Consider the following 750-nt stretch of genomic DNA (forward strand, 5'->3'; position numbering starts at 1 on the left):
CCGGATTTCCACTGGTCTTACCGAAATATTTCTTTACCGATAAAAATTGATCATAAGCGTTATAGATGTCTACGTTTGGGCTGTAGCGTTTATCGTAATCTGTATGTATGCCCATCGTATAATTCAGAACGTTATATAAGTAGTCCAGCTCGTCATTGGTGTTTCTGATTACTTTAAAGATTCCCATAAATCTAATCCTCCCTCTACAAACAAGCCCATCTTTTGCTCCAAGTTTTCATACTTTTCTTGCGGCGATACAGAAGTAAATAAGCCATCCAGATCATGTGCTTTCTGCCGCAGTTCCTCTTTTCGAATATATTCCGCACTGTCAATACTATCTGCAATCTCTAACACCATATTCACAAGCTCCTGCATCCGAACTGCCATTTGTGGTGTAATGCTATTGTTTCCATGTACGGCACAATCTACCATATAGCTGCTAAACGTCAGATTCTTTTCCTTTGCTTTTTCTTCAATTTGTTGTACTTGTAACGGGGAGAGCTTAATACTCTTCGTAATGGATTTCTTTTCTTCTTTACTTCTCATGATAACTCCTCCTTCTGATTATATATAATACAATTATGTAATAGTGATATATACTGTATACTCTATTATGTTATATATCATAATAATATATATGTATACTACTATATATCTACTATGATTGATTACTAGACTAAAGTTTATTGATTGATGATTACTATTTGTTATTTGGTAAATTCTGCAAGACAGAGGTAATGGTAATACCTC

Annotated in this window: 2 protein-coding genes; both read right to left on the reverse strand. The window is 34.5% G+C overall.

Annotated features, from left to right (window positions below; translation table 11 throughout):
• The coding region (locus RUMCAL_RS16170; protein WP_021681147.1) for a hypothetical protein at positions 1-187 on the reverse strand (187 nt) is incomplete at its 3' end.
• Entirely contained in the window at positions 169-546 is a 378-nt protein-coding gene (locus RUMCAL_RS03525) for a plasmid mobilization protein (RefSeq protein WP_021681148.1), read from the reverse strand. The genes RUMCAL_RS16170 and RUMCAL_RS03525, both read right to left, overlap by 19 nt.
• Positions 547-750: the final 204 nt, after the last annotated feature.

The sequence above is a fragment of the Ruminococcus callidus ATCC 27760 genome (assembly GCF_000468015.1).
GTDB classification, from domain to species: domain Bacteria; phylum Bacillota; class Clostridia; order Oscillospirales; family Ruminococcaceae; genus Ruminococcus_C; species Ruminococcus_C callidus.